Below are 23192 nucleotides of genomic sequence, written 5' to 3'. Positions count from 1 at the left end.
GATGCTCCCTGTCGATTAGGATTTCTTATAACTCTGAGTTTTTATTATCGGTTCTAGTCTAGCCATGGACGCTGAAGAATAAACCCGGATGTGACGTAACTATTTCATAACAAAAGTTCACTGACGGAGGCTGCTGCGTTGAGCAGCCAGGTAAAACGGCGGTCCGTCGGGCTACATGGACCGGCGCAGCAGCGGGGGAATATCCCTTATCGAATCGCCGTCGGCCGCCAGCGACTCGGCCAGCGGCTCAAGCGCCGGCCCCAACTGTGGCGTCACTTCCTGCGGCTTCAGGGGCTCGTTGCACTCGCTACAGGTCAGGGTGGGCCTGGTTTTGTTGCCGCACCTGAGGTGCACGTACTCCAGCGGCGCACCCTCTCCCCCGTCCATCCACTCATCGCCCCAGCGGGCCAGGCTCATCAGCACCGGGTACAGCCCCAGGCCCTTGCGGGTGAGGCGGTACTCATAGCGGAGGGGGCGATCGTTATAAGGGACCTTTACCAGCACGCCGGCGTCCACCAGCTTGCCCAGGCGCTCCGACAGCCGATGGCGGGTGATGCCCAGATTGCTCTGGAACTGGTCAAAACGGCGGGTACCAAGGAAGGCATCGCGGATAATCAACATGGTCCAGCGCTCGCCTACCACCGACAGTGACCGGGCCACCGAGCACACCTGCTTGTCTATGTCATCCCAGCGCATTGGTCGCATCCCCGCTCGTCTCTGTGCGCAACAATTTAGCACAGAAAGCCCGGATTGGAACGCGGAGTGACCGCGCCGCGTCCAGGACCTTGAAAAACACGCCTGTACCTGGCAGCGCTAGGCGGCCAACTCAGATTGCAGCAGGTCCATAATGCCGTTGTTACTGTCGCCGTGGGCAATAATCGCGGCATTGAAATCCGTTACGCCGGCATCCCGCAGCCGCTGGATGTCGCCGCGCAGCTGATTTTCATCGCCGACCAGGGCCAGTTCCGCCGGGCCCGAAACCCCTTCCCGGTCGAGCATGGCGCGATAGGAGGGCAGCATGCCATAGATCTTCAGCGTCTCAGCGATCATCTCCCTGGCCCCGTCGACATCGTCAGTCAGGCAAATTGGCAGGCCGCAGACAATCCGCGGGGCGGCGTGGCCGGCTGCCTCCGCCGCCGCTGAGATCGACGGGGCTATATGCTCGGCAATGGTTTTCGGCCCCGTCATCCAGGTGGTGGTGCCGTGGGCCGCGGTGCCGGCCAGTTTGAGCATTGCCGGGCCCAGCGCTGCCACCAACAGCGGCACTGGTTCCACCGCCGGCAAATCCAGCTGAATTTTACCGCTGAGGGTCTCGCCCTCGAAATCCGCCGCCTCACCGCGCAACAGCGGCGCCAGTACCTGCAGGTACTCGGCCATGTGCCGTGCAGGCCTGTCGTAGGACATGCCGAACATCCCCTCGATCACCATCTGGTGAGACAGGCCCACACCCAGTGTAAACCGTCCGCCGCAGGCGGCCTGGGTGGTCATCGCCTGTTGCGCGATCGCGCCGGGGTGGCGGGGATAGGTCGGGGTCACCGCCGTGCCCAGCTCAATATGATCCGTTTCCCAGCCGGCGATGGCGCAGGCGCCAATGGCATCGATACTGAAAATATTCGGCACCCAGACACTGTCGAAACCGCGACTTTCAGCATCCCTGGCGAAGTTGGCCAGCGCCTGCAGGTCGTGGTTGAGCTGGGGGTGGGTGCCGCTGAACAGGCCGATACGCATAAGAAACTCCTCTCATTCTCTGATAATCAGGTACAAATCGTGGACCCGTCGTCCGCCACAGCATAGAACAGGCAGTCCGAGTGGGCGATGGCGGCATTGTTGGTAATCATGAACAGCTTCAGCGGCTGGGCCGGGTACAACCTGCCCCCCGCAATACGCACCAGGCGCGATACCGCACAGTGGCCACCGGCATCCTGGGCGCTAAACAACTGTGGCGCGTCGGCCCTGGCCCAGCCAAGCACCGTGTCAGTGTCGACCGCGCCGAAATTATGGTGTTCAATATCGGGCCGTAGGGTGATGTCGTAGTTGGCGCAGGGCTCCTCGGCGTAAGTCAGGGTCACATTGTCCTTGAGTTCCAGCCGGATAGGGTCGCGCAATAATTCCAGCCCCCAGTCGGTGTCACCGGGGCGCAGCACATCCGGCGCTTCAAAGAAGCGACATAGCCCCTCGAAAGCCAGCTCATGAGCCTGCTCGTCCAGGCGTCCCCCTACCTCCACGGTGACCGTGGGACAGTTGTCCTCGCTGATTTCCATCAGTGCGCCCAGCCCCAGGCTGGAGATGATCAGGCGCTGGGTAAACAGCGACACGAGGGCCTCGTGGTTACGGTCCATAAAGGTACAAACGCCAAACGCGGGACCGGAGCCGGAGGTATTGTGCATGTCGATCACAGCCTCCGGGGCGTGCAGGCGCAAAATTTCCAGGATCTCCTCGGCCAGCACTCCCTGGGCGTCGTCGAAGGGTGGGCGGAAACAGCGATTGAGGTCCCGCGCCCGCGGCAACATCCGGTGGCTGAACAGGGGCTGCTCCAGCGCGGCGCCGACCGAGGCCACCACACAGACCACATTGACCGCCGGACGCCGGCCACTGCGCAGGTAGCGGTGCAAGGCGATGGTCCCCGAGGGTTCATTGCCGTGCAGCAGGGTGACCAGGGCCCGGGTACGGGAGCCGTCCTCTCCTGCCAGCAGGAAACAGCTGGGGCCGGCCATCCAGCGCAGGAACTCGGTCACGTTATTGCCGAGTTCCTCCGGCTGCGGATCCCTGACGAATTTGAAGCGTCTCATAGCGGCCACCGGGCGACGGGGACATTTTTCTCACTGAGGGCAATAAACGCCTCCAGCAGGGCATGCGCTGCCTCTCGCGATGACATCTCCTGCTTCAGTTTCGCCAGTTTAAGCCGCTGCCAGGCAGCTCCCGACTGGCGCTTGTCCAGGCGCTCTTCCACAATACCGATGTAGTGCTCAATTTCACTGTGCTCCAGCCCCATTGACTCCAGCCCTGCCCTCGCCACCGGCAGCATTCGCCTGATCACATCGACAACCGCCTGCTCCCGGTAACCGGACTGGTCCAGTTCCGGCCAGACCAGGCGGGCATCAAGGCCGTACTGGGCCGCGCGATAAAAGTTGTATTCGGCATTGCGAAACGGGATGGCCGGCAGCAGCTGATTGATCACCGGCCTGAGTCCCTCCGCTGCCCCGATCAGGAAAGCGGCATTGGCCACCATGTCGACCGCGCTGGGCCCGGCGGGCAGAGCGCGCATTTCAATGCGCAGGTGGCCATTATCGGCGTCATCGTAAATCGGCCTGTTCCACAACCAGACGGTGCTCTGGTGCAAGCGCAGTTCCGCCAGCGAGGGCGCCTGGCCGGCAGCCATTTCCTCGGCGGCGGTCCGGCCATTACACAGCGGCAGCAGTGGCGGGTAGATGCGCACCACCTCGCGAAACAGCTCCTCCGCGCCACGCCGGGCCCAGCCCTGGCCGAAATTAACCCGGGCGGGTTCTTTCCAGCCGTAGGGGTCGACATAGCGGGTGTCGATGGACTGCTTGAACAGGGGTATGCGCGTTTCGTCCCACAGGGTATGGCCGAATATACCCGGCGAATTGGCCCCGATCGCCAGCGCCAGGGGCGTTACCAGCTGGATCGCGTTAAAGGTATCGGCAAAGGCGTCGGGGGCAACCCGGTAATGCACCTGGAAGGAGGTGTTGGCCCCTTCCAGGGTGATGTCTTTCATGGTCATCTTCAGCGGATTTTCGCCATTGATATCGATGTTGAAGTGGCCGCCGCGACGCTTGATCAACTGCTGCACCAGGGCGTGATAGCGGCGGCGATCAGTCACGCAATGGGGGCCAAAGTCAGTATCGCGCAGGGTCGGCAGAATACCGATGGGCACTACCCGGCCGCCGCGCCTGGCGGCGACCTTGCCCAGCCTTGCCAGGCGCTCGAGTATGGCTTGTTCAGTGGCTGCAAAGGGGCGCTCGGCCAGGCCAAAGGGCGGCAGGTTGAACTCCAGGTTGTAGCGGTTGAGTTCCAGGGTCAAAGAGGGATCGGCTGCCTCCTCCAGGATTTCCTGGTTGGCATAAAGGGGAAAACCCTGGTCATCGACCAGGTACATTTCCAGTTCAGCACCGATAGAGCCGCTGCCCTGGCCAAAGTCAGGGCGCTGCAGCAACTGGTATAGCGCATTGAGGTTTTCCTCCAGGCTGGCGGAAAACGCGTCAAAGTCCGGTACGGAAAATTCTATCTTGTCTATCTCTATGCCCATAATTACTTATTGTGGACTCCCCGGACGCGCCCGTAGTTGATATAGATCGCTATTCGCCGTGGCTACTGTTTAATGGCATAAACCATCTGCACCACAACCCGGTAGCTGTTTTCTCCCGCCATGACCGGCACCGCACCGGCGACCGCATCGGCAGCCATGGCCCGCTCCATACGGTAGTGCTGCGGCATCGGCACAGGGGCCTGGTCTGCCAGGCTCAGTACCTCGCCCAGTTCGACACCGGCGGCGGCGGCCATGGTACGGGCTTTGGTCATGGCGTCGTGCACCGCCCGGGTTCTCGCCTCGGCCAGCGCGGCCGAGGGATCCTCGTTGCCAAACTGGACGCTGCCGCCCTCATTGACACCCAGGGTAACCGACTCATCGAGCAGCGCCCCCAGTTTGTCGAGATCACGCAGCCTCACCTGCAGGCTGTTGCGCACTGTGTAGCCCACCAGCTTCGGCGGATGCTCGTTGCGCGGCTGGGGATAGGTGTAGCGCGGCTGGATGGAAAAATTACTGGTTTGCAGGTCTTTCTCTGCAATACCCGCCGCGCGCATGGCCGCGATGACTTCCGCCATAGCCGCAGAATTCTGGTCCAGCGCGGCCCGGGCGCTGGTCGCCTCGCGCATGACCGTCAGCCGCAGGAACGCCATGTCCGGCGCCAGCGCGGTCTCGGCCTCGCCGGACACCCTGATCTGCGCTACCGGGTCGTCTGCCTGCGCCCCCAGTGACAGCACGATGAGCGTTGTCGCTACTGCCAGCAGGTGAGCGGGCTTGCAAAATCTGTTCATGATGAAGACTCCTTTATTGACTATTGACTACGCTGCCGTTCCAGCAACAGCGACACGGCGGGCGAGAGCGCGTCTCCCCCCTCCCGGGCGTAGGCTGACAACTGCCGGCGCATGGCCGGCGTCCAGAACTTCTGCAGGTGCTCGGCGGTTTTGCGGGCCGCCTCATCGAGGTTACGCTGTTCACCAAAGTTCAGTGCGATCTGGTTGGCCATTTTTACCAGGCGATCGATTTGCTGTCCCGTCATTAACCCTCCGCCTCCATGATCCGCTGCTCGCCACAGTACATGACCTGGCGCCCGGGCTGCACGAAGCCCACCAGGGAAATCCCCGCCTGCATGGCCTGTTCTACCGCCAGCACGGTGGGCGCGGACACCGCGGCCAGCACCGGTATATTACAGGCGGCGGCCTTGGCGACCATTTCATAACTGAGGCGACTGGTCAGCAACACAAAACCCGCCCTGTCACTGCCCTGTGCCGCCATCGCCCCCAGTAATTTGTCCAGCGCATTGTGTCGCCCCACGTCTTCCCGCAGCAAGCGGATATCCCCGTGAGGGTCGCACCAGGCGGCGCCATGCACGCCGCCGGTCAGCGCGCGCAGTTCCTGCGCCGCCCCCAGGGACTCGAGGGCCCGCTGCAGGGCAGCCGGACGGAGGCGGACATCCGCCTCAACCCGCCGCGGGGGAACGCTAGCCTGGGCAAGGGATTCCACCCCGCAGAGGCCACAGCCGCTGCGCCCGGTAAGGCTGCGGCGGCGCCGCTTCAACCCTTCAAATGGCTCGGCGGTAATCTCCATCGCCAGTTCCAGACCCTGCTCCCGCTGCTCGATTTCCACACCCAGCAGCTGCCCGGGACTGGCCAGGATACGCTCCGACAGACTGAAGCCCAGCGCCAGGTCCGCCAGGTCCGCCGGGGTGGCCATCATCACCGCGTGGGAGATGCCGTTGTATACCAGGGCCACCGGTGCCTCCTGGACCACCGCATCGCTGTCCCACCGCAGCTGGCCCTGTTGCCAGACCGTGCGCGCCAGGCGGACCGTGGATTCAGCCATCCACCGGGGCCCCGGCGAGCAACTGGCGCTGGTGCCTGTCCTGCTGTTGCTGCCGTGCCTGCCAGGCCGATGGTTCACTGACCCTGCTGACCTGGACCGCGGTCACCTTGTACTCCGGGCAGTTGGTCGCCCAGTCCGAGTTGTCGGTGGTCACCACATTGGCACCGGACACGGGGTGATGGAAGGTGGTGTAAATCACCCCCGGCTTGACCCGCCCGGAAATTTTCGCATGCAGGACAGTGGTGCCCACCCGGCTCTGGATGCCGACCCAGTCGCCATCACTGATGCCCCGCTCCTGGGCATCGTGGGCATGGATTTCCAGCACGTCCTCCCCGTGCCAGGTGCTGTTGTGCGTGCGCCGCGTCTGGGCGCCGACATTGTACTGGCTGAGTATGCGCCCGGTTGTCAGCAACAGCGGGAAGCGGCGATTGGCGCGCTCGTCGGTGGGCAGGTACTCGGTCAGCGCGAAATAGCCCTGGCCGCGCACAAACTCGTTCACGTGCATGGTCGGCGTGCCCAGTGGCGCATCCTGGTTGCAGGGCCACTGCAGGCTGCCAACCTCGTCCAGCAGGGCGTAGCTGACCCCCTCGAATGTCGGGGTGAGCCTGGCGATTTCAGCCATGATCTCCCCCGGGTGGCGGTAATCCATGTCACAGCCGAGGGCGTTGGCAAAGGCCATGGTCGCTTCCCAGTCGGCCTTGCCCGCCAGTGGCGTCATCACCCGGCGGACCCGGGAGATGCGCCGTTCCGCGTTGATAAAGGTGCCATCCTTTTCCAGGAAGGATGCCCCCGGCAGAAACACGTGGGCGAACTTGGCAGTTTCGTTGAGGAAGATATCCTGCACCACCAGGCACTCCAGGGCACCGAGCGCGGCCTCGATATGCTGGGTGTTGGGATCGGACTGGGCGACATCTTCCCCCTGGCAGTAGAGGCCGCGAAACTCGCCGTCGACCGCCGCATCAAACATGTTGGGGATACGCATGCCGGGTTCCGGGTCCAGCTGCACCTGCCAGTCCGTCTCGAACAGGGCGCGGGTGGCCGGGTCGGCAATGTGCCGGTAGCCCGGCAATTCATGGGGAAAGGAGCCCATGTCGCAGGAGCCCTGCACATTGTTCTGCCCGCGCATGGGATTGACGCCCACCCCCTCGCGGCCGAGGTTCCCGGTCAGCATCGCCAGGTTGGCAATAGCCATGACCGCAGTGGAGCCCTGGCTGTGTTCTGTCACCCCCAGGCCGTAATAGATCGCGCCGTTACCGGCAGTGGCGTACAGGCGGGCCGCCTCGCGCAACAGGGCGGGATCCACTCCGGTGGCCTCCGCCAGTGCTTCCGGCGATTGCCCGGGATCGGCGATAAACGCCCGCCAATCCGCAAACGCCTGGCGCTCACAGCGGCTTGCGATAAAGGCCGCATCGTGCAGGTTCTCGCTGACAATCACGTGGGCCATGGCGTTGAGCACGGCGACATTGGCGCCGGGATTGACCGGCAGGTGATAGTCCGCGCGAATGTGCGGCGCATTCACCAGTTCTATCTGCCGCGGGTCAATCACGATCAGCTTCGCTCCCTGGCGCAGCCGTTTCTTCAGCCGGGAGCCGAACACCGGGTGGGCCTCGGTGGGGTTGGCGCCCATGACAATAGCCACGTCGGTTTTCTCCACCGAGGCAAAGGTCTGGGTGCCGGCGGATTCACCCAGGGTGGTCTTGAGCCCGAAACCCGTTGGTGAATGACAGACCCGGGCGCAGGTGTCGACATTGTTGTTGCCGAAACCGGCCCGCACCAGCTTCTGCACCAGGTACACCTCCTCATTGGTGCAGCGGCTGGAGGTAATGGCGCCGATGCTGTTGCGCCCGTGCTGCTGCTGGATATTGCGGAATTTTTCCGCAGCAAAGCGCACCGCCGCGTCCCAGCTGACGCTGCGCCAGGGCTGGTCGATCCTGTCGCGTATCATCGGGCTGGTAATACGGTCGGGGTGGGTGGCATAACCAAAGGCAAAGCGGCCTTTCACACAGGCGTGCCCCTCGTTGGCCTTGCCTGCTTTCCACGGCGTCATCCGCACCACCTGCTCACCCTTGACCCCGGCCCGGAAGCCGCAGCCAACGCCGCAGTAGGCGCAGGTGGTAATCACCGTGTGCTCGGGAATGCCCTGCTCGATAATGCTGTTTTCAGTCAGGGTGGCAGTAGGACAGGCACTGACGCAGGCGCCGCAGGAAACACACTCCGAGCCGAGGAAATCACCTCCCCCGGGGTTGACTTTGGCATCAAAACCCCGGCCCTCTATGGTCAAGGCAAAGGTGCCCTGGGTTTCCTCGCAGGCGCGCACGCAGCGGGAGCAGACAATGCACCTGGCGGGGTCGAAAGTGAAATAGGGGTTGGACTGGTCTTTTTCCGCGGCCAGGTGATTGGCGCCGTCGACGCCGTAGCGCACCTCGCGCAGGCCGACCTCGCCAGCGGTGTCCTGCAGTTCGCAATCGCCGTTGGCGGGACAGGTCAGGCAGTCCAGCGGATGATCGGAGATATACAGCTCCATCACCCCGCGGCGCAGTTTCGCCAGTGCCGGGGTCTGGGTGCGTACCGCCATACCCGCTTCCACCGGTGTGGTGCAGGAGGCGGGAAGGCCCTTGCGGCCTTCGATCTCCACCAGGCAGATACGGCAGGAACCGAAGGCCTCGAGGGAGTCGGTGGCGCACAGCCGGGGCACCTTGATACCCGCCAGGGCCGCGGCCCGCATCACCGAGGTGCCCGCGGGCACCGCCGTGGTCACGCCGTCTATGGTCAGGCTCACGCTGTCCCCGGATTCCACCGCCGGAGTGCCGTAATCCGCTTCCGGTTCGTAGTACTGCAACATATCGCTCCCCTGCCTCAGGCAAAGTCCTCCGGAAAATATTTCAGGGCACTGCGCACCGGCTGCGGCGTCAAACCGCCCATGGCACACAGGGAACCCTGCTCCATGGTGTCACATAAATCCGCCAGCAGCTCGATGTTCTCCGCGCTGGCTTCCCTGGCGATAATCCTGTCCATCACCTCGGTACCGCGCACCGAGCCCAGCCGGCAGGGTGTGCACTTGCCACAGGACTCTACGGCGCAAAAGGCCAGGGCGAATCGCGCCTGCTGCGCCATGTCCACAGTGTCATCGAACACCACCACACCACCGTGGCCGAGCATGCCGCCGGCGGCGGCGAAGGCCTCGTAGTCCAGCGGGGTATCCCATTGCGATTCGTGCAGGTAGGCCCCCAGCGGCCCGCCCACCTGGATGGCCCGCATCGGCCTGCCGGAACGGGTGCCGCCGGCGTAGGTGGCCAGCACCTCCCGCAGGGTGACGCCGTAGGGAATCTCGATCAGCCCGCCCTGGCGGACATTGCCCGCCAGTTGCAGGGTCAGCGTGCCCCGCGACTTATCCCGGCCAAACGCGGCGTAGGCCTCGGCACCATCGGCCATGATAGTCGCTGCCGCGGCCAGGGTGAGTACGTTGTTGACCACCGTCGGCTTGCCGAACAAACCCTGCAGCGCCGGCAGCGGCGGTTTCGACCGCACCACGCCGCGGCGCCCTTCCAGGCTCTCCAGCATGGCGGTTTCCTCGCCGCAGATATAGGCCCCCGCGCCCTGGCGCAGTTCCAGCCTGAAGTCCCTGCCCGAGGAGCAGATATCGGTGCCGAGATAGCCCGCCGCCTCGGCCTTGGCGATGGCCCGGTGCAGGACCTCCCAGGTGTGGGGGTACTCCGAGCGCAGATAGATGTAACCCTGGCGGGCGCCCACCGCGAGGCCGGCGATAACCATGCCCTCGATGAGCTGGTAGGGATCGCTCTCCATCAGCAGGCGGTCGGCAAAAGTGCCGGAGTCACCCTCGTCGGCGTTGCAGGCGATAAACTTTTCGCTGCCCGGGGCATCGAGCACCGTCCGCCACTTGATCCCGGCCGGGAAAGCGGCGCCGCCGCGGCCGCGCAGGCCGGAGCGGGTGATCTCGTCGACAATGTCCTCCGGGGGCAGATGCAAGGCGTGTTCCAGGCCGTCGAAACCGTGACGGGCAAGGTATGATTCCAGGCACAGGGGGTCCTCCACCCCGGCGCGGGCAAAGGTCAGCCGCTGCTGGCCCGCGAACCAGGGGTGCTCCTCGGGTTTACCCAGGTAACGCGGGTGCCGGGGCCGGTCCGCCGGCGCCAGTGCCAGTAGCGCCGGCACCTCGGCGGCGACCACCGGGCCAAAGCCGACGCGCTCGCCGCCCTCCTCAATCTCCAGCAATGGCTCCAGCCAGAAGGCCCCGCGGGAACCATTCCTGACCAGGGTGGCGTCATTCCCGACGGCGGCAATTGCGCTGGCTACCGCCGCCGCAACGGCCTCGGCGCCGACCGCCAGCGCCGTGGTATCGCGAGGCACAAAGTAGCGCACACTCATGCGCTGCCCTCCCCCGGGCGCAGCCCGGCGATGAGAGCCTTCAGGCCCTCGCCATCCAGCCGCGCGTAGGTCTCGTTGTCTATGCGTACCGAGGGCGAGCAGGCGCAGTTGCCAAGACAGTAAACCCTGCCCAGCTCTATGGCCCCGTCTGCGCTTTTCTCTCCGAAGTCCACGCCCAGGGTGTCCCTGGCCACCTGTTCCAGTTCCCGTCCGCCGCTGGCCTGGCAGGATTCGGCGGCGCAGACCTGCAGCAAGTGCCGGGCACCGGGCCGGGTGCGGAAATCGTGATAAAAGCTGATCACCCCGTGCACCTCCGCCGCCGACAGGTTCATGACCTCGGCAATGGCGGGGATTGATTCAGGGGGAATGTAGCCCAGGTCTTCCTGGATGTCCTGCAGCAGGGGCAGCAGGCCCCCGGGGGTGTCCTGGTACTGGCACAGCAATTGGGCCAGCAGTCTTTCGGTTTCCAATGATGCCTCGCTTAAGCGCCTGTAGAATTCTGGGGGCCGCTCACACTGATTGTGCCGGACCCTAGCAGTATGGCCCAAAACCGGGGCGCCGTCAGGCGCCCCGCCCGCTCACAGGTGCGCCGCGTGGAAGGCGATATGGTCACCGATAAAACTGGCGATAAAAAAATAGCTGTGGTCGTAGCCCGGCTGCATTCTCAGCTCCAGCGGATAATCATTCTCACTGGCCGCCTGCTGCAGCAGTTCCGGCTGCAACTGTTCCGCCAGGAAATTGTCGGCATCGCCCTGGTCCACCAGCGCCGGCAGTTTTTCTTCGGCCCTGCGCAGCAGCGCACAGCTGTCGTGGACGGCCCAGGCGTCCCGATTGTCACCGAGGTAATTAGCCAGTGCCTTCTGGCCCCAGGGACAGGCTGACGGCGAGCTGATCGGCGCAAACGCCGACACCGACCGGAATCGCCCCGGGTTTTTCAGGGCGATGGTGAGAGCGCCGTGACCACCCATGGAATGGCCGGATATCGCCGTGCGCGTTGCATCAAGCGGACAGGCGTCCGCCAGCAGTGCCGGCAATTCGCTGACCACGTAGTCATACATGCGATAGTGCCTTGCCCAGGGTTCCTCGGTGGCGTTGAGGTAAAAGCCGGCACCGAGACCAAAATCCCAGGCGCCCTCCGGGTCATCGGGTACACCCTCCCCCCGGGGACTGGTATCCGGCGCCACCACCGCCAGGCCGAACTCGGCGGCGTAACGCTGGGCGCCGGCCTTGGTAACGAAGTTTTCATCGGTACAGGTCAGCCCCGACAGCCAGTAGAGCACCGGCACCCGCCCCCGCTCGGCCTGCGGCGGCAGGTAAACGGAGAAGTTCATGTCACAGCTGAGCGCGGTGGACCGGTGCCGGTAGCGCAGCTGGCGGCCATCAAAACAGCGGTTTTCAGCGATTATTTCCATCAGTTCTGCCTCAGTACAGGACCACAGAGCGAATGCTCTCGCCCGAGTGCATCAGGTCAAACGCCTTGTTGATATCCTCCAGCGGCATGGTGTGGGTAATGAGGTCGTCGATATTGATCCGCCCGTCCATGTACCAGTCGACGATTCGGGGCACATCGGTGCGGCCGCGGGCGCCGCCGAAAGCGGTGCCTTTCCAGCTGCGACCGGTCACCAGTTGGAAGGGTCGGGTGGAAATTTCCTGGCCGGCGCCGGCCACACCGACAATGCAGCTCTCGCCCCAGCCCTTGTGACAGGCCTCCAGCGCCTGGCGCATGGTGTTGACGTTGCCGATACACTCGAAGGTGTAGTCCAGGCCGCCGCCGGTCATCTCCACCAGGTGCCCTACCACATCATCCACGTCTTTCGGGTTGACGAAGTCGGTCATGCCGAACTTCCTGGCCAGGGCCACCTTGTCAGGATTCAGGTCAACGCCGATGATCCGCGAGGCGCCAACCATCTTCGCGCCCTGGATCACGTTCAGGCCGATACCGCCCAGCCCCCACACCGCGACTGTCGAGCCTGGCTCGACCTTCATGGTGAAGGCGACGGCGCCAATGCCAGTGGTCACGCCGCAACCGATGTAGCAGATTTTGTCGAAGGGAGCGTCCTCCCGCACCCTGGCCAGGGCAATTTCCGGCAGTACCGTGTGATTGGCGAAAGTGGAACAGCCCATGTAGTGCAGGATGGGTTTGCCGTCCAGGGAAAAGCGGCTGCTGCCGTCCGGCATCACCCCGCGCCCCTGGGTTTCACGAATGGATTGGCACAGGTTGGTTTTCGGGTGCAGGCAGAAATCACATTGGCGGCACTCGGGGGTGTACAGGGGAATAACGTGGTCGCCCGGTTTCAGGGAACTGACCCCGGGGCCCACATCCACCACCACACCAGCCCCCTCGTGACCGAGGATGGCGGGAAAGGCACCCTCCGGGTCGTCGCCGGACAGGGTAAAGGCATCGGTGTGGCAGACACCGGTTGCCTTGATCTCCACCAGGACCTCACCCGCGCGGGGTCCCTCCAGGTCGACATCGCATATTTCCAGTGGTTTGCCGGCCTCAAAGGCCACCGCGGCACGTGTTTTCATCGGGCTCTCCTCTCGGTTTTGCAGCTGTTGCAAATAAACTCAGGGCAATTGTGATCATTTCCAACTAGGGATTCTGGCTTCCGTCAGAATGACATTAACCAGAGATTCCTCAGTGTAATTAGCTACCATATGCAAGATAAACACCCTATTCTGCAAGTCACTGTTGCACCACAGCAACAATCAAGGGGCCAATCATGGCAACACATCGTTGGGAGAGTATAGAAGCCTTTGAGCGGGTCGTCCGCCTGGGCAGTTTCACCCGGGCTGGGACTGGTACAGCTGCCCGGTTTCTATCTCGGGCACGACATCCAGCAGGGCACGCTGGTGCCGGTGCTGGAGGCTTACCGGCCCACCGACAGCGGCGTCTGGGCGGTGTATCCCCACAATCGTCACCTCTCGGCCAAGGTGCGCCTGTTCGTTAATTTCCTGGCGGACAGGTTTAACCGGTAAGCGCTGAACACATCCCGACCGAATCTGTATACTCAGTCTCTTTTCTGACAACCGCAGCGGAGAATCGCAATGTCTGATCTGGTCACCATCGATATCCAGGACCACGTCGCCCACGTCCGGCTCAATCGGCCGGAAAAAATGAATGCGCTCAGCATGGCCATGTTCGAGGCCATCACTGCCGCCGGCCGGGAGGTCGCCGGCGACCGGAATGTGCGCGCCGCGGTGCTGTCGGGCGAAGGGCGGGCGTTCTGCGCCGGCCTGGACCTGGAGAATTTCGCCAACAGTGACCCGAATGACGATTTTTTTGGTGCCGGCAGGGGTGGATTCTGGCCCAACTTTTACCAGTTGCCCGCCTACGCCTGGAAGTCCGTACCGGTGCCGGTCATCTGCGCCCTGCACGGGGTCGCCTATGGCGGCGGGCTCCAGATTGCCCTGGGCGCCGATATCCGCATCGCCCATCCCGACACCCGAGTCTCGCTGATGGAAATAAAATGGGGGCTTGTTCCTGACATGAGCGCCTCCCAGACCCTGCGCGACCTGGTGCGACTGGATGTGGCCAAGGAACTCACTTTCACCGGCAGGGTCGTAGAGGGAAGCGAGGCCGCCGACCTCGGCCTCGTCACCCGGCTCGCTGACGATCCGCTTGCCGCCGCACTGGACATGGCAGCGGGCATTGCCGGCCGCAACCCGGATGCAATCACCCACGGCAAGTACTTGCTGGACAACAGCTGGCACGGTGACCATCTTGCGGGCCTGCGGCTGGAGGAAAGACTGCAGGACCGCACCATGGGCAAGCCCAACCAGCTGGAGTCGGTAATGGCGGGTATGGAGGGCCGCTCCGGCAACTATACACCGCGGCACATTGCAACCTTTGAGGACCTGGACAACTTATGAGCAACAACGAAACCGGCTACACCCCACCACCCGTGTGGACCTGGGACAGCGAGAGCGGCGGCCGCTTCGCCAACATCAATCGGCCGGTCGCCGGCGCCACCCACGACAAGGACTTACCCGTGGGCGAACAGCCCCTGCAGCTTTATTCGCTGGCCACGCCCAACGGGGTCAAGGTCACGATCATGCTGGAAGAAGTGCTCGCGCTGGGCAAAACAGCGGCGGAATACGATGCCTGGCTGATCAACATCAGCGAAGGTGACCAGTTTGGCAGCGGCTTTGTCGCCGCCAACCCCAACTCCAAGATTCCCGCCCTGGTGGACCACAGCACTGAGTCACCTACGCGGGTCTTTGAGTCCGGCGCCATCCTGATGTACCTGGCGGAAAAATTTGACGCCTTCCTGCCGGCGGCACAGCCGGCACGCGCCGAGTGCCTGTCCTGGCTGTTCTGGCAAATGGGTAGCGCGCCCTTCCTGGGTGGCGGCTTCGGACACTTCTACGCCTATGCGCCGGAAAAATACGAGTACCCCATCAACCGTTACGCCATGGAGGTAAAACGCCAGCTCGACGTGCTCGACCAGCGCCTGGCGCAGGCTCCCTATCTCGCCGGTGAGGACTACAGTATCGCCGACATGGCCGTGTACCCCTGGTACGGGGTACTGGTTACCGGGGAGATTTACGACGCCCAGGAGTTTTTGCAGGTGGACGGCTACACCCAGGTCAAGGCCTGGGCCGGGAAAATCGCCGCCCGCCCCGCGGTGCAGCGCGGTGAACGGGTGAATCGTGTCTGGGGCCCCGAGGAACTGCGGGTACCCGAGCGTCACTCCGCCAGCGACCTGGACTGAGCCTGGGGCTGTACCGTGACCTCGCCGGACCCAATCAGGGAACAGAAACGCATGGGCCTGGGCATGATGATCATGGCCTGGGTGGTGCTGCTGGGGCTCGGCGTGCTGTTCTTCGGCGATGTCCTGGAAAGACAGTTCAATCCCAACCAGCAACTGGAAACCCGCTATTCGACGGAAGGCATTCGCGAGGTGGTGCTGCAGCGCAACCGCTTCGGTCACTACGTGACCACGGGAAGCATCAACGGCAAACCGGTAACCTTCATGCTGGATACCGGCGCCACCGGGGTCGCCATTCCCGAAGCGGTGGCCCGGCGGCTGCAAATTCCCCGTGGCCGGCCCTACCGCACCCAGACCGCCAACGGTGTTTCAACCAGTTACGCGGCGACCCTGGACAGCGTGGCGGTCGGCGACATCGAATTGCGCAATGTCCAGGCCGGCATCGCGCCCGGCCTGGCCATGGACGAAATCCTGCTGGGCATGTCCTTCCTCAAACACATTGAATTCAGCCAGCGCGGTGACAGCCTGATCCTCAGGCAGTACCCATAGTACGGACGCACCGCGCTGGCCGGAACACAGTCAGCGCATGGTGAGTATCACCTTGCCCCTGGCCCTGCGCTCAATGAGACAGTTGAAGGCATCCTCGTACTGTTCGATGGGGAACACGTCGGTCACCACCGGGTTGAGTTTGCCGGCGGAGAACAGCTCCCACAGCGCGTGAATATTCTTCAGGTTTTGCTCCGGTTCCTCGCCGGCAAAGCGACCCCAGAATACACCCACCAGGGAGCAGCCCTTGAGCAGGGTGAGGTTTAGCGGAATCGCCGGTATCGGCCCGCTGGCAAAACCGATCACCAGGTAGCGACCTTTCCAGGCCATACTGCGCACCGCCGGCTCGGCGTAATCGCCGCCCACGGGATCGTAAACCACATCCACGCCCTTGCCGCCGGTCAGTTCCTTCACACGGTCCTTGAGCGACTCCTCGGAATAGTTGATCAACTCGTCGGCGCCCAGTTGCTTGCACAGTTCCAGCTTTTCAGCGGAACTGGCCGCCGCGATAACTGTTGCTCCCATCAGCTTGCCCAGTTCCACCGCCGTGGCACCCACGCCGCCGGCGGCGCCCAGTACCAGCAATGTCTCGCCGGGCTGGATATTGGCCCGCTGCTTGAGCGCATAGTAGGAGGTGAAATAGGTAATGCTCACCCCGGCAGCCTGCTCAAAGCTCAGCCCCTCGGGCATGGGAAAAACCCCGAACTCGTTGGCAACCACCTGCTCACTGAAGGCGCCTGCGCCTCCCATGGCCACCACCTTGTCGCCGGGCTTGAAGCGGCTGACCTCGCTGCCCACTGCACTGACGACGCCAGCGGACTCACCGCCGGGAATAAACGGCATGTCGGGCTGGGTCTGGTACTTGCCCTGGATCATCAACACATCCGGGAAATTCAGCCCCGCCGCATGCACATCGATCAGCACATCGTGCTCACCCATTTCCGGCTGCGGCCAGTCGGTGACCAGTTCCAGTTTTTCCGGCAGGCCGTGTTCCTTACAAACTACTGCTTTCATTCTCTTGCTCCTATTTGTCCACCAGGCCGAGACCTTGCATGGCTTTGCCGGTGAATTTAACCGTTTGCTCAAAACCGGCTTCCGGCTGGCGCTCTCCCTCGGGCGAGCTGATCTCATCCCAGTGGGCGGCGATCCCCTCTGGCGTCTGCTCCTCCGGTTTCAGCCATACCCCGTCGGTTTCGACGATCCTGGCCACGGCGTAGGCGCCGGCGCCGGCGCAGACGATGGTCTTGTTGGGTGCGTCCTCGCTGACCATGTACAGTACGGCGGGGGTAACGGTTTCCGGAGTCAGCAGGGCGAAGGCCTCTTCCGGAATCAGGCCCTCGGTCATCCGGGTTCCGGCGGTGGGCGCCAGCGCATTGACCCGGATATCGTATTTGCCACCCTCCTGTACCAGGGTGTTCATGAGGCCGATTACTCCCATCTTGGCGCTGCCGTAGTTGGTCTGGCCGAAGTTGCCATACAGGCCCGAGGAGGAGGTGGTGACCACAATACGGCCATAGCCCTGGTCGCGCATGATGTCCCAGCAGGCCTTGGTGCAGTTGACGGTGCCCATCAGGTGCACGTCAAGCACCAGCCTGAAGTCCTCGAGTTCACCCTTGGCGAAGCTCTTGTCGCGCAGGATGCCGGCGTTGTTGACCAGGATGTCCACCCGGCCCCACTTGTCCATGGCCTGTGTGACCATGGCCTGCACCTCATCGTAGCGGGCAACGTTGGCGCCATTGGCGATAGCCTCGCCACCCAGCGCCTCGATTTCGGCGACCACGGACCGGGCTGCCTCGGAACCGGCACCGGAGCCGTCGACGCTGCCGCCGAGGTCATTGACCACCACTTTGGCACCGCGTTTGGCCAGTTCAACAGCGTGACTGCGCCCCAGGCCCTGGCCGGCGCCGGTAACAATGGCAACTTTGCCGTCATAGCGAATAGACATTCTCGTTTCTCCCCCTTATCTCTCTAAGCCGTAACAACCATGGACAGCCACTCGGCCACCAGCGCTGGCGTTTCCTCACCCTCGATTTCCACCGACACACCCTGCTTGATCAGGAAACGCTTGTCGTCCTTGCGGGTCACGTCGAGCACCTCAACGTGGCTGCGCACGCGTTTGCCGGCGCGCACGGGCGCCAGGAAGCGCACCTTGTCGAAGCCGTAATTGAGTCCCATTGCCATGTTTTCGGGTATCACACCGTTGCCTTCTATCATCTTGCTCAGCAACGACAGGGTAAGAAAGCCGTGGGCAATAGTGCCGCCGAACGGCGTATTCTTTGCCGCCTCTTCATCAATGTGAATGAACTGGTGATCCTCGGTACAGTCAGCGAAGGTATTGATCCGGTCCTGGGTGATTTCGATCCATTTACTGGGCTCGAAGCGGCTGCCCACGGCATTGACCATTTCATCCGCGGGTACGACTTTAATCGCCATAAATGCTTCCTTATCTGTGTTCTTGCCGGGATTGGCAATTTTTGGAGCCCAGATACTAACAACCGGGACCCGCTGCTGCTGTCACCAAGGTGACACCCGGGAACGCGGTTTCGGCGCATACTACGGTCATTGCCAGCCGGCTACATTGTGCGCGGCTCTACAAGGGTAGCGTCGCCGTCGCGATTCGAGCGAGGACAATCTGATGAGACCACCTTCACTGGCACTGGCCCTGAGCGATGCACCGCGCGCCCTGGTGGACGCCGCCGCACTGCGCCTGACCACACCGCTGCTCCGGCGACTGCCCAGGGCGCGGCGACAGCATACGGTCATGGTGCTCCCCGGCTTTCTTGGCGATGATCTCGGCAACGGCCCGCTGATTCGCTTTCTGCGCGAGCTGGGTTACCAGGCGACGGGTTGGCAGCAGGGGCGCAACCTGGGCGTGGCCAGCTTTGACCAGGACAGACTGATCGCCACCCTCGCCGCCCTGGCCGAGCGCGGTGGCGGCCAGGTGTCGCTGGTAGGCCACTCGCTGGGCGGCATTTACGCCCGCGAAATCGCCCGGGAGGCGTCGCAGGGAATCCGCCAGGTCATTACCCTCGGCAGTCCCTTCGGCCCGGGCCACGAGGACGCCTCGCACGCCTCACGCCTGTATGCCAGGCTCAACCCGGGCAGCCCCCGGGGGCGACTGAACCCGGATCCACCGCCGGTGCCGACCACCGCGATCTACACCCGGGCCGATGGCATCGTCAACTGGCGCACGTCGCGACAGGGCGGTGCTCACCCCAATGTCCACAATATCGAAGTGCCGGGCAGTCATATCGGGCTGAACGTCAATCCCGTTGTCTGGTACTGGGTAGCGAAAAAGCTGGTGCAGCACTAGGGCCTGTTCACACTACCCGGGTCAGGCCTCCGGATCCTGCGCTCTCGCCCGTGCGACGTCTGCTTCGAGCTTGCGCGCCCCCAGCATGAAAAACACCACCCCCAGGCTGCTGATCAGCGCCACCGTGAGCATGGCGTAGCGCAGGCTGTCAGTACCCAGGCTGCCCTGGTAGAGATCACTGAGCACGCCGACCGTCAGCGGGCCCAGCCCGAGCCCGATCAGGTTCAATACAAAGAACAGCACCGCCGAGGCCATGGCCCGCATGGAGGCAGGCACCAGCGCGTGCGCCGTGGCGAGGACGGGACCGAGGTAGGTGTTGAGACAGAGCGAGACCAGGAACAGCAGCGCGAGGACCACCGCGGTATTGTCCAGTAGCAGGTAGGGAAAGCCCAGGGGTATGGTCAGCGCCCCCGCCAGGGCCGGCAACCACAGATACCAGCGCCGGTCCCCCACCCCCAGCCTGTCCGCCAGATAGCCGCCCAGGAAGGTGCCCAGCATGCCGCCGCCACCGCCAAGCAGCGCCAGGATCACCCCGACCTCGCCGACGCTGAAGCCGTGGTTGCGGATCAGGTAGGAGGGGGCAAAGTTGCCATTGCCGTAACCGGCGAAGGCGGTCACGCCCGCCGCCAGAGCGAGATACCAGAAGGTGGGCACCGAGGACAGGTGAGCCAGCGTCTGTTTCAGGCTGGGCCTGTTCAGTCTGGCCGCCGCATCGTCCCAGTGCCCGCGGACCGGCTCCCTGACCGTGAGCAGGAAAACCACCGCGAGCGCGATACCCGGGATGCCAACGGCGAAAAACGCAATACGCCATCCATAGATCTGGCTGACAACGCCACCGACGATAAAGCCCAGCAGCACCCCCAGGTGCACCCCGGTCGAGTAGATCGCCATGGCGGTAGCGCGCTTCTCCGGCGGGTAATAGTCGCTGATCATCGAGTGCGCCGGCGGGCTGCCGCCGGCCTCGCCAATGCCCACCCCGATGCGCGCCAGCAGCAGCTGGGTATAGTTCTGGGCCAGCCCCGAAAGCGCCGTCATCCCGCTCCAGACGGACAGCGCCAGGGCAATGATATTGCGCCGGTTACTGCGATCCGCCCAGTAGGCGATGGGAATGCCGGCAGTGATGTACACCAGGGCAAAGGAAAAGCCGCTCAGCAGGCCGAGCTGGGCGTCCGACAGCCCCATATCATTCTTGATCGGCTCCTGGAGGATGACCAGGATCTGGCGGTCGACAAAGTTGAACGCGTACACCAGGGTCAGCATGAACAGGCCGTAGCCTGCCGCCCTGCCGCTGATCGGCTCGCCCGGAGGGGCACCGGCTGTAGAACTCATGGCATTTCCTTGTTGTTATTGTCTCCAGTGTGCCACAGCCGGACAGATGCCGGCCGTCGCTTTCAGGCCTCCCGGCAGAACTGGGCGATACTGGCGGCGGTCTCCCGGCTGATATCGGGACAGGCAATGGCGAAAATCTCGATGCCGTGGATGGTACCCATGACCTGACGGCAACGGGCGGCAACGCCGGCCCTGAGCAGCAAGCGGTAAAACTCGATGCCCTCGTCACGCAGCGGATCACACTCGTTGACGCTGATCACCGTCGGCGGCAGGCCCGCCACGTCTTCCTCGCTGGCGAACGCGGGCCAGGCCAGCGGGTTGCCGGCGTTGAAGGCCTCAATACCGTAGGCCATGGCGCCGTAATTGCTGTGCAGGTCCAGCAACAGGCCGTTGTTTTCGGTCGATGAGGGATAGCGTTCCTGGGGCCAGGCGCCGGCAATGTAGGGGCACAGGGCATACAGCCCGCGAATCAGCCCCAGGTCATTGTCCTGTTTCAGCCTGAGTCCGGTTGCCAGGGTCAGGTTGCCGCCACCGCTCTCACCCGCCACGATAATATGCTCGCGGTCGATACCCAGGCTGTCGGCCTGCGCCGCCAGCCAGCGGACGCCGGACACACAGTCATTGAGACCGGCGGGAAAGGGGGCCACTTCCGGCGCCGATGACGGATTGACGCAATTGCGAAAATCCACCATCGCCACGGCGACACCCTGGGCGGCAATTATCTTGCCCCAGGCCCGGTACATACCGTAGTAGCAGGACATGGACTGCATCCCCCCGCCGTGGATGTAATACACACAGGGCAGGGGCTCGGGACTTTCCGGCCTGATGAACTGCACCTTGATGGAATTACCATCGGGCTGTGAGACAAATTCGTGATCGGTGATGACCAGGCCGGCCGATGGCGCCACCTGTTCATTATCCACCATGTCGAACATCGCCTTCATGTTTTCCAGGCGCTCGATGCTCTCTGGCTTGCTGGCTTCCTGCAGCAATTGCTCCCGCGACTCGACGTCTTTGGTCGGGGTGAGAGGCATGGATCCCATCAGCGCCTTGATGCGCGGGTCGATACGGGGGTCGTCATTCATGTTGCTCATATTGTCATCTCGGTAATCGGGGGGCCCCAGTATAAGCGGCAATTGCAGTGCTGTGCAGCAGGTCGGGCGTTCTGCGGCCAAAGAATGCTGTTTGCTATGTCTCCAGCGACACTTCCGCCGCCAGTGCCTCGAGGTCTTTTACGGTAATGCTGTCGCCATTGCGTTCAACAATTCCCCGTTCATGCCAGTCCCTGAATATCCGGTTCACCCGCTGCCGTGAGCCCAGCGCCAGACGGGCAAAATCGTTCTGGGTCAGCTTCATTTCCAGCGACACTTCACCGTTACTGTGAATGCCGTGATTGTCCAGCATGTGCAACAGGCGGCTGGCCACCCGGGCCCGCAGAGGGTAGAACAGTACCTCGCCCAGCAGGCTGTAGAGCTCCCGGGAACGGGCGACGTGATGCCGCAGCAGGTTGCGATACAGTCCGGGCCAGGCCTCGGCCACCTCCAGCATGGCGGACCGGGGTAGCACCAGTATGTGGGAATTCACCAGCGCCTCGGCACTGGCCGCCCGCCCCGTCTCGCTCACCAGTCCCTGCTCGCCAAACCAGGCGCCGTGGGTAAGGTCAGTGATGGCGAAGTGATGGCCACCCTCGCTGGAAATGGCGATACGGATGCGGCCGGTGACGACACAGTACACGTCGGTGTCGATTTCCCCTTCGGTGAACACATAGGCACCGCGGTTGAACGGGCGAATACTGGCGGCCTGGGCCAGCTGCTGCAGCAGCGACGCCGGCAGGCCGACAAACCAGGGCGAATCGCCAATCATGTCCAGGGGACTGACATCAACCATCACCGGCCCGCACGCTGAAACTGGAATACACTGGAGTTAGGGCCTGTTAAGTGGGGGGGCGCACATAGTAGCAGCAGCCCGGATGATAGGTAAAACCACTATGAGCAATAGCAACATACAATTAGATTAATGCCGTTTAATAGAATATCTTTATTCAGGTAAACCCACGATCGAAGGAGATCATCATGGCTATCGAACAAGTACCCAACGTTGTATTCAAGACCCGTGTCCGCGATGAGTCGGTGGAAGGCCCCAACCCCTACCGCTGGCAGGATATGACCACGGAGGATCTTTTTGCCGGCAAGAAGGTCGTTGTCTTCTCCCTGCCCGGCGCCTTTACCCCCACCTGTTCCTCCAACCACCTGCCGCGCTATGAAGAACTGTACGACGAGTTCAAGGCCAACGGCGTCGACGCCATCATCTGCGTGTCGGTCAATGACGCCTTCGTCATGTTCAAGTGGGGCAAGGAGATTGGTAACAAGAATGTCTTCCTGCTGCCCGACGGCAATGGCGAATTCACCCGCAAGATGGGCATGCTGGTCGACAAATCCAATCTCGGCTTCGGCATGCGCTCCTGGCGCTACTCCATGCTGGTGGACGATGGCAAAATTGAAAAAATGTTCATCGAACCGGATTTTGGCGACAACTGCCCGATCGACCCCTTCGAGGTTTCCGACGCAGACACCATGCTGGCCTACATCAAGGGCGCCGAGGCTCCCGGGGTAACCGAAGCCCGCAAGGCATTTGAAGGCTGATCGACCCACCTGGCGGGCTGTCAATTGAGCAGCCCGCCCCCTCAACTGAACCCGGTACGGCAGCCGCATACACCACTTGCGCCGCCGCTACACCCTACATCGCCACCCGGAAAGCTGTTACTGTTAGCGCCAGCCTGCACACCTGCCGACAGTACAAATTT

The 23192-nt window shown here is 63.1% G+C and carries 24 protein-coding genes; 6 read left to right on the top strand and 18 right to left on the bottom strand.

Annotated elements, in window-relative coordinates; all coding sequences use genetic code 11:
• Nucleotides 1-171: 171 nt before the first annotated feature.
• From DWB85_RS04985 to DWB85_RS04930, 12 genes are all read right to left on the bottom strand, one after another.
• A complete protein-coding gene (locus DWB85_RS04985; RefSeq protein ID WP_117953109.1) occupies nucleotides 172-696 on the bottom strand; it encodes a winged helix-turn-helix transcriptional regulator in 525 nt (174 codons plus the stop codon).
• Nucleotides 697-813: 117 nt separating this feature from the next.
• Nucleotides 814-1728, bottom strand: a complete 915-nt coding sequence (locus DWB85_RS04980) for an LLM class F420-dependent oxidoreductase (protein ID WP_117953108.1) — start codon at nucleotides 1726-1728, stop codon at nucleotides 814-816.
• A gap of 26 nt (nucleotides 1729-1754) precedes the next feature.
• Nucleotides 1755-2789, bottom strand: coding sequence for a M14 family metallopeptidase (locus tag DWB85_RS04975; protein ID WP_117953107.1), 1035 nt, complete (start codon nucleotides 2787-2789; stop codon nucleotides 1755-1757).
• Nucleotides 2786-4267 carry a glutamate-cysteine ligase family protein gene (locus tag DWB85_RS04970; protein ID WP_117953106.1) on the bottom strand — a complete coding sequence of 494 codons (1482 nt, stop codon included), beginning with the start codon at nucleotides 4265-4267 and terminating at the stop codon, nucleotides 2786-2788. Before DWB85_RS04970 ends, DWB85_RS04975 begins: the two co-directional genes overlap by 4 nt.
• A gap of 62 nt (nucleotides 4268-4329) precedes the next feature.
• A complete protein-coding gene (locus DWB85_RS04965; protein ID WP_117953105.1) occupies nucleotides 4330-5055 on the bottom strand; it encodes an SIMPL domain-containing protein in 726 nt (241 codons plus the stop codon).
• Between the two features lie 20 nt (nucleotides 5056-5075).
• Nucleotides 5076-5300, bottom strand: a complete 225-nt coding sequence (locus DWB85_RS04960) for a formate dehydrogenase subunit delta (RefSeq protein ID WP_117953104.1) — start codon at nucleotides 5298-5300, stop codon at nucleotides 5076-5078.
• On the bottom strand, nucleotides 5300-6103 hold the full coding sequence (fdhD, locus tag DWB85_RS04955; protein ID WP_117953103.1) for a formate dehydrogenase accessory sulfurtransferase FdhD: 804 nt from the start codon (nucleotides 6101-6103) through the stop codon (nucleotides 5300-5302). The genes DWB85_RS04960 and fdhD overlap by 1 nt, the downstream gene beginning before the upstream one ends.
• A complete protein-coding gene (gene fdhF, locus DWB85_RS04950) occupies nucleotides 6096-8945 on the bottom strand; it encodes a formate dehydrogenase subunit alpha (RefSeq protein ID WP_117953102.1) in 2850 nt (949 codons plus the stop codon). The genes fdhD and fdhF overlap by 8 nt, the downstream gene beginning before the upstream one ends.
• A 14-nt stretch (nucleotides 8946-8959) precedes the next feature.
• Nucleotides 8960-10489 (bottom strand): NADH-ubiquinone oxidoreductase-F iron-sulfur binding region domain-containing protein, encoded by a 1530-nt coding sequence (locus DWB85_RS04945; protein WP_117953101.1) that lies wholly within the window; start codon nucleotides 10487-10489, stop codon nucleotides 8960-8962.
• The gene (locus DWB85_RS04940; RefSeq protein ID WP_239017223.1) at nucleotides 10486-10959 is read right to left on the bottom strand and encodes a formate dehydrogenase subunit gamma; all 474 of its coding nucleotides are present in this window, start codon (nucleotides 10957-10959) and stop codon (nucleotides 10486-10488) included. Before DWB85_RS04940 ends, DWB85_RS04945 begins: the two co-directional genes overlap by 4 nt.
• 108 nt (nucleotides 10960-11067) lie before the next feature.
• A complete protein-coding gene (fghA, locus tag DWB85_RS04935; RefSeq protein ID WP_117953100.1) occupies nucleotides 11068-11901 on the bottom strand; it encodes an S-formylglutathione hydrolase in 834 nt (277 codons plus the stop codon).
• 10 nt (nucleotides 11902-11911) lie between these two features.
• Nucleotides 11912-13018, bottom strand: coding sequence for an S-(hydroxymethyl)glutathione dehydrogenase/class III alcohol dehydrogenase (locus DWB85_RS04930; RefSeq protein WP_117953099.1), 1107 nt, complete (start codon nucleotides 13016-13018; stop codon nucleotides 11912-11914).
• Nucleotides 13019-13246: 228 nt separating this feature from the next.
• Here DWB85_RS04930 and DWB85_RS04925 point away from each other — a divergent pair, with 228 nt between their 5' ends.
• The 4 genes from DWB85_RS04925 (at nucleotide 13247) to DWB85_RS04910 (ending at nucleotide 15750) form a co-directional block, all read left to right on the top strand.
• Nucleotides 13247-13468, top strand: a complete 222-nt coding sequence (locus DWB85_RS04925; RefSeq protein ID WP_239017222.1) for a LysR substrate-binding domain-containing protein — start codon at nucleotides 13247-13249, stop codon at nucleotides 13466-13468.
• 69 nt (nucleotides 13469-13537) lie between these two features.
• Nucleotides 13538-14362 (top strand): crotonase/enoyl-CoA hydratase family protein, encoded by an 825-nt coding sequence (locus DWB85_RS04920; protein ID WP_117953098.1) that lies wholly within the window; start codon nucleotides 13538-13540, stop codon nucleotides 14360-14362.
• On the top strand, nucleotides 14359-15204 hold the full coding sequence (yghU, locus tag DWB85_RS04915; protein ID WP_117953097.1) for a glutathione-dependent disulfide-bond oxidoreductase: 846 nt from the start codon (nucleotides 14359-14361) through the stop codon (nucleotides 15202-15204). Before DWB85_RS04920 ends, yghU begins: the two co-directional genes overlap by 4 nt.
• Nucleotides 15205-15219: 15 nt before the next feature.
• Nucleotides 15220-15750, top strand: a complete 531-nt coding sequence (locus DWB85_RS04910; RefSeq protein ID WP_117953096.1) for a retropepsin-like aspartic protease family protein — start codon at nucleotides 15220-15222, stop codon at nucleotides 15748-15750.
• A 30-nt stretch (nucleotides 15751-15780) separates the two neighbouring features.
• Here the strand turns inward: DWB85_RS04910 and DWB85_RS04905 are convergent, their stop codons facing one another.
• From DWB85_RS04905 to DWB85_RS04895, 3 genes are read right to left on the bottom strand one after another with little or no spacing between them, the layout of a single operon-like run.
• The gene (locus DWB85_RS04905; protein WP_117953095.1) at nucleotides 15781-16761 is read right to left on the bottom strand and encodes an NADPH:quinone oxidoreductase family protein; all 981 of its coding nucleotides are present in this window, start codon (nucleotides 16759-16761) and stop codon (nucleotides 15781-15783) included.
• 10 nt (nucleotides 16762-16771) lie between these two features.
• The gene (locus DWB85_RS04900) at nucleotides 16772-17692 is read right to left on the bottom strand and encodes an SDR family NAD(P)-dependent oxidoreductase (RefSeq protein ID WP_117953094.1); all 921 of its coding nucleotides are present in this window, start codon (nucleotides 17690-17692) and stop codon (nucleotides 16772-16774) included.
• A 23-nt stretch (nucleotides 17693-17715) separates the two neighbouring features.
• Nucleotides 17716-18180 (bottom strand): MaoC family dehydratase, encoded by a 465-nt coding sequence (locus DWB85_RS04895; protein WP_117953093.1) that lies wholly within the window; start codon nucleotides 18178-18180, stop codon nucleotides 17716-17718.
• A gap of 202 nt (nucleotides 18181-18382) precedes the next feature.
• On the opposite strand from DWB85_RS04895, the gene DWB85_RS04890 reads away from it, so the two are divergent.
• Complete coding sequence (locus DWB85_RS04890) at nucleotides 18383-19060, top strand: esterase/lipase family protein (RefSeq protein ID WP_117953092.1); 678 nt, start codon at nucleotides 18383-18385, stop codon at nucleotides 19058-19060.
• A gap of 21 nt (nucleotides 19061-19081) precedes the next feature.
• Here the strand turns inward: DWB85_RS04890 and DWB85_RS04885 are convergent, their stop codons facing one another.
• The 3 genes from DWB85_RS04885 to DWB85_RS04875 form a co-directional block, all read right to left on the bottom strand.
• Complete coding sequence (locus DWB85_RS04885; RefSeq protein WP_239017221.1) at nucleotides 19082-20389, bottom strand: spinster family MFS transporter; 1308 nt, start codon at nucleotides 20387-20389, stop codon at nucleotides 19082-19084.
• A 62-nt stretch (nucleotides 20390-20451) separates the two neighbouring features.
• A complete protein-coding gene (locus DWB85_RS04880) occupies nucleotides 20452-21483 on the bottom strand; it encodes an alpha/beta hydrolase (RefSeq protein WP_117953091.1) in 1032 nt (343 codons plus the stop codon).
• A 94-nt stretch (nucleotides 21484-21577) separates the two neighbouring features.
• A complete protein-coding gene (locus DWB85_RS04875) occupies nucleotides 21578-22276 on the bottom strand; it encodes a Crp/Fnr family transcriptional regulator (RefSeq protein ID WP_117953090.1) in 699 nt (232 codons plus the stop codon).
• A gap of 185 nt (nucleotides 22277-22461) precedes the next feature.
• On the opposite strand from DWB85_RS04875, the gene DWB85_RS04870 reads away from it, so the two are divergent.
• Complete coding sequence (locus tag DWB85_RS04870) at nucleotides 22462-23031, top strand: peroxiredoxin (RefSeq protein WP_205422661.1); 570 nt, start codon at nucleotides 22462-22464, stop codon at nucleotides 23029-23031.
• The last annotated feature ends 161 nt before the right edge of the window (nucleotides 23032-23192 follow it).

The sequence above is a fragment of the Seongchinamella sediminis genome (genome assembly GCF_003457605.1).
Classification (GTDB): Bacteria; Pseudomonadota; Gammaproteobacteria; order Pseudomonadales; family Halieaceae; genus Halioglobus; species Halioglobus sediminis.
Note: the sequence above shows the minus strand (reverse complement) of the source record. Positions and strands in the feature narration are given on the sequence as shown.

Excerpts from the sequence above, each read along its gene's own strand:
- fdhD (WP_117953103.1), bottom strand. The coding sequence starts at position 6,103 with ATGGCTGAATCCACGGTCCGCCTGGCGCGCACGGTCTGGCAACAGGGC.
- DWB85_RS04895 (WP_117953093.1), bottom strand. The coding sequence starts at position 18,180 with ATGGCGATTAAAGTCGTACCCGCGGATGAAATGGTCAATGCCGTGGGC.
- fdhF (WP_117953102.1), bottom strand. The coding sequence starts at position 8,945 with ATGTTGCAGTACTACGAACCGGAAGCGGATTACGGCACTCCGGCGGTG.
- DWB85_RS04985 (WP_117953109.1), bottom strand. The coding sequence starts at position 696 with ATGCGCTGGGATGACATAGACAAGCAGGTGTGCTCGGTGGCCCGGTCA.
- DWB85_RS04980 (WP_117953108.1), bottom strand. The coding sequence starts at position 1,728 with ATGCGTATCGGCCTGTTCAGCGGCACCCACCCCCAGCTCAACCACGAC.
- DWB85_RS04920 (WP_117953098.1), top strand. The coding sequence starts at position 13,538 with ATGTCTGATCTGGTCACCATCGATATCCAGGACCACGTCGCCCACGTC.
- DWB85_RS04970 (WP_117953106.1), bottom strand. The coding sequence starts at position 4,267 with ATGGGCATAGAGATAGACAAGATAGAATTTTCCGTACCGGACTTTGAC.
- DWB85_RS04905 (WP_117953095.1), bottom strand. The coding sequence starts at position 16,761 with ATGAAAGCAGTAGTTTGTAAGGAACACGGCCTGCCGGAAAAACTGGAA.
- DWB85_RS04960 (WP_117953104.1), bottom strand. The coding sequence starts at position 5,300 with ATGACGGGACAGCAAATCGATCGCCTGGTAAAAATGGCCAACCAGATC.
- DWB85_RS04900 (WP_117953094.1), bottom strand. The coding sequence starts at position 17,692 with ATGTCTATTCGCTATGACGGCAAAGTTGCCATTGTTACCGGCGCCGGC.
- DWB85_RS04890 (WP_117953092.1), top strand. The coding sequence starts at position 18,383 with ATGAGACCACCTTCACTGGCACTGGCCCTGAGCGATGCACCGCGCGCC.
- DWB85_RS04930 (WP_117953099.1), bottom strand. The coding sequence starts at position 13,018 with ATGAAAACACGTGCCGCGGTGGCCTTTGAGGCCGGCAAACCACTGGAA.
- DWB85_RS04880 (WP_117953091.1), bottom strand. The coding sequence starts at position 21,483 with ATGAGCAACATGAATGACGACCCCCGTATCGACCCGCGCATCAAGGCG.
- fghA (WP_117953100.1), bottom strand. The coding sequence starts at position 11,901 with ATGGAAATAATCGCTGAAAACCGCTGTTTTGATGGCCGCCAGCTGCGC.
- yghU (WP_117953097.1), top strand. The coding sequence starts at position 14,359 with ATGAGCAACAACGAAACCGGCTACACCCCACCACCCGTGTGGACCTGG.
- DWB85_RS04875 (WP_117953090.1), bottom strand. The coding sequence starts at position 22,276 with ATGGTTGATGTCAGTCCCCTGGACATGATTGGCGATTCGCCCTGGTTT.
- DWB85_RS04885 (WP_239017221.1), bottom strand. The coding sequence starts at position 20,389 with ATGAGTTCTACAGCCGGTGCCCCTCCGGGCGAGCCGATCAGCGGCAGG.
- DWB85_RS04870 (WP_205422661.1), top strand. The coding sequence starts at position 22,462 with ATGGCTATCGAACAAGTACCCAACGTTGTATTCAAGACCCGTGTCCGC.
- DWB85_RS04945 (WP_117953101.1), bottom strand. The coding sequence starts at position 10,489 with ATGAGTGTGCGCTACTTTGTGCCTCGCGATACCACGGCGCTGGCGGTC.
- DWB85_RS04975 (WP_117953107.1), bottom strand. The coding sequence starts at position 2,789 with ATGAGACGCTTCAAATTCGTCAGGGATCCGCAGCCGGAGGAACTCGGC.
- DWB85_RS04965 (WP_117953105.1), bottom strand. The coding sequence starts at position 5,055 with ATGAACAGATTTTGCAAGCCCGCTCACCTGCTGGCAGTAGCGACAACG.